The following is a 5,611-nucleotide window of genomic DNA, read 5'->3' as shown; positions in this document are numbered from 1 at the left end:
GCGAGCGCGTACCTGGTACCGAGAATTTCGTGAACTTGCACTGATGTGTGCCGTCTACAACATCAAGAAGGCCGCAGAACAGGAGATTCCACTCCCTTCAGGCGATTAAACACGGCCGTTGCCACCGACGGGACGCCCGCGATGGTCGAAACCGCGACCGAAGCGTTCGACGTGACCGAGGCCGTCGCCGACGCGGAACGTCTCCCCTTCGGGGACGACACGTTCGACGCCGTCACCTGTCGAATCGCCGCTCACCACTTCCCGAACCCCCGGGCGTTCGTCCGTGAGGTTGCTCGCGTGCTCGCACCTGGCGGCGTCTTCGCGTTCGAAGACAACGTTGCACCGGACGACGAACGACTGGCCGAGTTCTTCGACAGGTTCGAGCGTCTCCGCGACCCCAGCCACGCCGAGGCCGCCACCGTCGAGCAGTGGCACGACCGGTTCCGAAAAGCGGGGTTCACCATCGAGGCGTCGACGACCGTGCGCAAAGAACTGGACTACGAATCGTGGGTCGAGCGGACGAACCCGAGCGAGGAACGGCAGGCGGAACTAGACGAACTCGTTCGGCAGCCAGAAGCAGAGACGGTGTACGGCGTCACGGTGCGAGACGATGTCGTTCACGGGTTCGGAAACGAGAAAGTACTGATTCGGGCACGAAACTAAAACCAGCGATTGCGACTCGCTACACTTGTCGAAGTCGTATTAGAAAACGTCCTGACGGAGTCTCACGCGAGCGTAGCGAGCGTGAGGCACGTCAGGTCGCGAACGAAAGTGAGCGTCCTGACGGAGATTTGAACTCCGGTCCCTGGCTCCGCAAGCCAAGAGGATAGTCCACTACCCTACCAGGACTCATTCATCCCTTTCGCGGTTTCGGTTATAGGGGTTACGGTCTGAAGATGCCGTGCGTATGTGACACTCACGGACATACCGTTCAGCGAGAATGTGACAGTAACTCAAATCGCTGTTTTCGCCTACGGGAGTGTTTTGACGGCGGAGGTACTGCTTTCTCCTATGAAACGACGAGAAATTCTCGAACGGACGGGCGCAACGGTGACCGTCGGTCTCCTCGGTGGGTGTCTCAGCCAGGGCGGGTCCGGCGGGCAGACACCCGACGACTCGGACGTGTCGGGAGACGAGACCACGACGACGACGACGACCGCGGAACCGACGCTCGAGAAGCGCTCGTTCGATCTCCTCGACGCGAACTGCGGCAATCCGACGAACGAAGCCACGGTCGAGTTCGACCAGTCGAACGTCGTCGTCACCGGAACCATCAGCGGTAGCGACTCGTGTGCGAAACCAGTCCTCGCGGGCACGAAGATGGAGTCCGGGGAGTTGACGGTCTCCGTCAAGACGAAAAAGAAAGACGGGACGACCGCCTGCTCGGAGTGTATCACTGAACTCAAATACCGGGCTACGCTCACGTTCGACGGCTCCCTCCCGAAATCGGTGACGGTCGTCCACGAGAGCCTCGGCGAGACGAAGACGGTGACGACCACCGGGCGAGGCACCACGACCTCCACGACGACCACGACCACCGACGGTGCGTAGCCGTCGGACTCGAATAGATTCGGCGACCGACGAAGCGTACCTTTATTCGGGAAGACGCAGCCAATGCTGTTTATGAGCGGAAACGTATCGAAATCACCCGGCAACGTCGGGTCGCCGACACAAAGACAACGCTTAAGCGACGGCCAAACGACCACCTTAGTACGATTATGGGCGTTATAGAGGACGTACACGGAGACCTCGACGCCGACATCTCTCTGGAGGAGTTTCGGAGTGCCGTCGAGGAAAAAGTCGAACAGATGGGTGGACTCGCGGACGAAGAGACCGCCGCGATGCTCATCGCACACGAACTGGACGAAGACGAGGTGAATGGGGTCGCCGACATCGAACCGGGCATGGAGGAAGTGAAGTTCATCGCCAAGGTCACCAGCGTCGGCGACCTGCGGACGTTCGAACGCGACGGAGACGACGAGGACGGGCACGTCCTGAACGTCGACGTCGCGGACGAGACGGGGTCGATTCGAATCTCGTTCTGGGACGAACAGGCCAAAGCAGCGGGCGACGAACTCGAACCCGGACAGGTGCTCCGTATCAAGGGTCGCCCACAGGACGGCTACAGCGGCACCGAGGTCAGCGTCGACCAGGCCGAACCCGACGAGGACACCGACATCGACGTACAGGTACAGGACACCTACGCGGTCTCCGACCTCTCGCTCGGTCTCTCGGACCTAAACGTTCGGGCGAAACTCCTCGATACAGACACCGTCCGAACCTTCGACCGCGACGACGGATCCGAGGGCAGGGTCGCCAACCTGACCATCGGCGACCACACGGGTCGGATTCGCGTCACGCTCTGGGACGAACGAGCAGGCATCGCGGAGGAACTCGAACCGGGCATCTCCGTCGAGGTCGTCGACGGCTACGTGCGCGAGCGCGACGGAAACCTCGAACTCCACGTCGGAAACCGGGGCGCGGTCGAAGAAATCGAAGAGGACATCGAGTACGTTCCGGAGAGCACACCCATCGCGGACCTGCAAATCGGTGAGACGGTCGACATCGCGGGCGTAGTTCGCTCGTCCGACCCGAAACGCACGTTCGACCGCGACGACGGGTCAGAAGGACAGGTCAAGAACGTCCGCGTACAGGACGAGACGGGCGACATCCGCGTCGCCCTGTGGGGAGAGAAAGCCGACCGGGAACTCGCCCCCGGCGACAAAGTCCAGTTCGCGGACATCGACGTCAAGGACGGGTGGGCCGACGACATCGAAGGCTCCGCCGGTTGGCAGTCGACCGTCACCGTCCTCGACAGCAGCTCGCCGACGGAAGCCACAGAGACGGCCACGGACACCGATGCGAGCGGTGGCACCACCGGACTCGATGCGTTCGGCGACGACGGCGGAGCCGAATCGACAGCCGATGCGGGCGGGACGACGGCGGACGCGGATGTGGTGGACACCGACGCAACCGCGACGACTGCACAGAGCGACGACAGCGAGTACGTGGAGTTCACCGGAACGGTAGTGCAGGCCGGAAACCCCATCGTGCTAGACGACGGCGAGGAGACGGTGAGCATCGAGACGGACGTCGACGTCCACCTCGGCCAGGAAGTCACGGCACGAGGCGAACTTCGCGATGGGACGCTCGACGCCGACGACGTGTTCTGACGCCCCATTGTCCCGACGTCCGAATCACGCGACTCGCGAACGCCAGTAGTCGAACGGAAAAGAGGTCGGCCACGCCCAGTGGAGCTACCCGTTCGAAGCGCTCGACAGCGACGGCGCTCGAACGACTCAGCTCTCGAACGGCTCTTCGTCGCGGTGGTTGTCGACGTTCTGTTCGTCTGCGGCGGCGTCTTCGCGTGCCTGCTCGTGCTCGACTTTCGTCTCGTCTTCGAGTTCTTCTTCGCGTTCCTGCTCGACCTCTTCTTTGCCCTCTGCTTCCTCCGTATCTTCTTTCTCCTTCGCCATCGTTCGGTCGCGTTCGTGTGGGTCACTCATCGTATCGGGACGTGGGCTTCGACCGCCTTATTCGTGCTGGCAGTCTCACATCCCGACCGCCACAGATTTGACGCGAACGCCGGTAGGGAAAGATTAAGGGCGACTGCCTTCCGCTGTTGGACTATGAGCGTTGAGCTTCCGTTTGCGCCGGTCGATACGATTATCCGACGGAACGCAGGCAATCTTCGAGTGAGTGCAGGTGCCGCCGAAGAACTCGCGCGTCGCATCCAGATTCACGGGGCGGACTTGGCCACCGACGCCGCGGAACAGGCGACGGCGGACGGACGGAAGACACTGATGGCGGACGATTTTGGCGTCCAGCAAGTCGTCGACAAGGACACACTCACCCTGCCAGTCGCTCCAGTCGACCGAATCGCTCGCCTCGAAATCGACGACGATTATCGAGTCGCCATGGATGCGCGAATCGCACTGGCCGACATCCTCGAAGACTACGCCGACAACGTCGCGGCGGCGGCGGCCGTCCTCGCACACCACGCAGACCGGCGAACCGTTAAGGCCGAAGACATCGAGACCTACTTTAGGCTGTTCGAATGAAGTTCGGCTACAGCGACGTTTGCCTCGAACACGATACTGGGCGGCGTCACCCCGAAAATCCGGATCGATTACGTGCGATTCAGAAGACGCTCACGCGAAAGCACGGCGTCGAGTACGTCGAAGCCGACCCGGCGACTGAATCCGAGGTGACCGCAGTGCACGACGCCGACTACGTCGAGGAGTTCCGCGAGTTCTGTGCGAACGGCGGTGGAAACTGGGACCCTGACACCGTCGCCGTCGAGGAGACGTGGGACGCCGCCCTCGAGAGCGCTGGGTTGGCGTGCTGGGCGGCGGAGGCGGCACTCGGGGGCGAGGATGGACGCCAGACGCCGTTCTCGCTGGGCCGACCGCCGGGCCACCACGCCGTAGTTGGCGACGCGATGGGGTTCTGTTTCTTCAACAACGCCGCCGTCGCGGCACAGTCGGTCATCGATTCAGGTGACGCCGAACGAGTCGCCATCCTCGATTGGGACGTCCATCACGGCAACGGGACACAGGACATCTTCTACGACGACGGAGCCGTGTTCTATAGTTCACTCCACGAGGACGGCCTGTATCCCGGTACGGGAGAGATAGACGAATCGGGCGAGGGTGACGGGGCGGGCACGACGCTCAACGTACCCCTTCCCGCCGGGTCGGGAGACTCCGAGTACCGATTGACCTTCGACGAACTCGTCGCGCCAGCTATCGAAACGTTCGACCCAGACCTGGTGCTCGTGAGCGCAGGCTTCGACGCCCACCGTCACGACCCGATATCCCGGATGCGCGTCTCCACGGAGGGGTACGGGATGATGACGGCGCGCATTCGGGACGTCGCGGACGAGGCGGGGGCAGCGCTCGGGTTCGTCCTCGAAGGCGGGTACGGCCTCGACACGCTCGCGGACGGGGTCGCCATGGTCCACGAGGTGTTCGACGGGATGGACCCGGTAATTTCCGAGGAGGAAGTAGACGAGGACGTACAGGAACTGGTCGCCGAGGTGCGCGAGTCACACACCCTCTTGGACGCGACGTAGGGTTCGAAATCGGGGGAGTCCGAACGGTCTCACGACGGTGGCGAGCTTCGTTCGGAAAAGAGAGTCGCTGCGTCCCGGAGCCGGACGAATCGACGAGATTCATCTCGAAGACGAATTCGAACAGTCGAACGACCCCTGGGCCGACTCCCCGGACGATTCGTGGGTTCCGATGTACAGCGTCCCTGGTCGCGTTTCGACGTAGACCGTCGTACAGTCACCGTCCGCGTCGTCGCGCGTATATTCGACCGTTTTCGACGACTCGCCATCGATGGTGACTTCGAGGTCGTACACCGCTGGCGAGGAGGGCCAAGTCGCGTCGATACGGTGATCGTTCGATTCCGAATCCGTTCCCAACTCGTACGTCTCGTCGTGAACGAGCGACCCACCACGACGGAGACGTACTGAAAGCGTGTGTGAGTGGCCGTGTTTAATCGCCAGACAGCACCGGATCAAGTCGCTGGAGTAAGGGTGATGAAGCGGAAGACTGCGAAGTGTGCCAACGCAAATCTCCCGCTTCACCGAACGAACTGTCTTCGC

6 protein-coding genes, 1 tRNA gene and 1 pseudogene are annotated in these 5,611 nt (G+C 62.2%); 5 read left to right on the top strand and 3 right to left on the bottom strand.

The genetic code is table 11. The annotated features are described in order from the left end of the window. Positions 1-114 precede the first annotated feature (114 nt). Positions 115-663 (top strand): annotated as a pseudogene (locus ACR3FF_RS25370) (class I SAM-dependent methyltransferase); the annotation flags it as partial. A gap of 113 nt (positions 664-776) precedes the next feature. Here the strand turns inward: ACR3FF_RS25370 and ACR3FF_RS25365 are convergent. After that, positions 777-849 (bottom strand) — tRNA-Arg (locus ACR3FF_RS25365). Positions 850-1,011: 162 nt separating this feature from the next. On the opposite strand from ACR3FF_RS25365, the gene ACR3FF_RS25360 reads away from it, so the two are divergent. Together ACR3FF_RS25360 and ACR3FF_RS25355 are read left to right on the top strand one after the other, a co-directional pair. Beyond that, entirely contained in the window at positions 1,012-1,551 is a 540-nt protein-coding gene (locus tag ACR3FF_RS25360; protein WP_458190888.1) for a hypothetical protein, read from the top strand. Positions 1,552-1,718: 167 nt separating this feature from the next. Next, positions 1,719-3,173, top strand: a complete 1,455-nt coding sequence (locus tag ACR3FF_RS25355) for a single-stranded DNA binding protein (protein WP_458190887.1) — start codon at positions 1,719-1,721, stop codon at positions 3,171-3,173. Between the two features lie 126 nt (positions 3,174-3,299). On the opposite strand, the gene ACR3FF_RS25350 is transcribed toward ACR3FF_RS25355, so the two are convergent. Further along, entirely contained in the window at positions 3,300-3,506 is a 207-nt protein-coding gene (locus ACR3FF_RS25350; RefSeq protein ID WP_458190886.1) for a hypothetical protein, read from the bottom strand. Positions 3,507-3,629: 123 nt separating this feature from the next. Between ACR3FF_RS25350 and ACR3FF_RS25345 the strand changes: the two genes are divergently transcribed. Next, positions 3,630-4,061, top strand: coding sequence for a histone (locus ACR3FF_RS25345; RefSeq protein WP_458190885.1), 432 nt, complete (start codon positions 3,630-3,632; stop codon positions 4,059-4,061). Next, a complete protein-coding gene (locus ACR3FF_RS25340; RefSeq protein WP_458190884.1) occupies positions 4,058-5,074 on the top strand; it encodes a histone deacetylase family protein in 1,017 nt (338 codons plus the stop codon). Before ACR3FF_RS25345 ends, ACR3FF_RS25340 begins: the two co-directional genes overlap by 4 nt. A gap of 99 nt (positions 5,075-5,173) precedes the next feature. Here the strand turns inward: ACR3FF_RS25340 and ACR3FF_RS25335 are convergent. After that, on the bottom strand, positions 5,174-5,611 hold a 438-nt coding region (locus ACR3FF_RS25335; RefSeq protein WP_458190883.1), incomplete at its 5' end, for an Ig-like domain-containing protein.

The organism is Haladaptatus ordinarius (assembly GCF_054177595.1).
The sequence above is the reverse complement of the archived record's forward strand: the minus strand, read 5'-3'. Positions and strand labels throughout refer to the sequence as shown.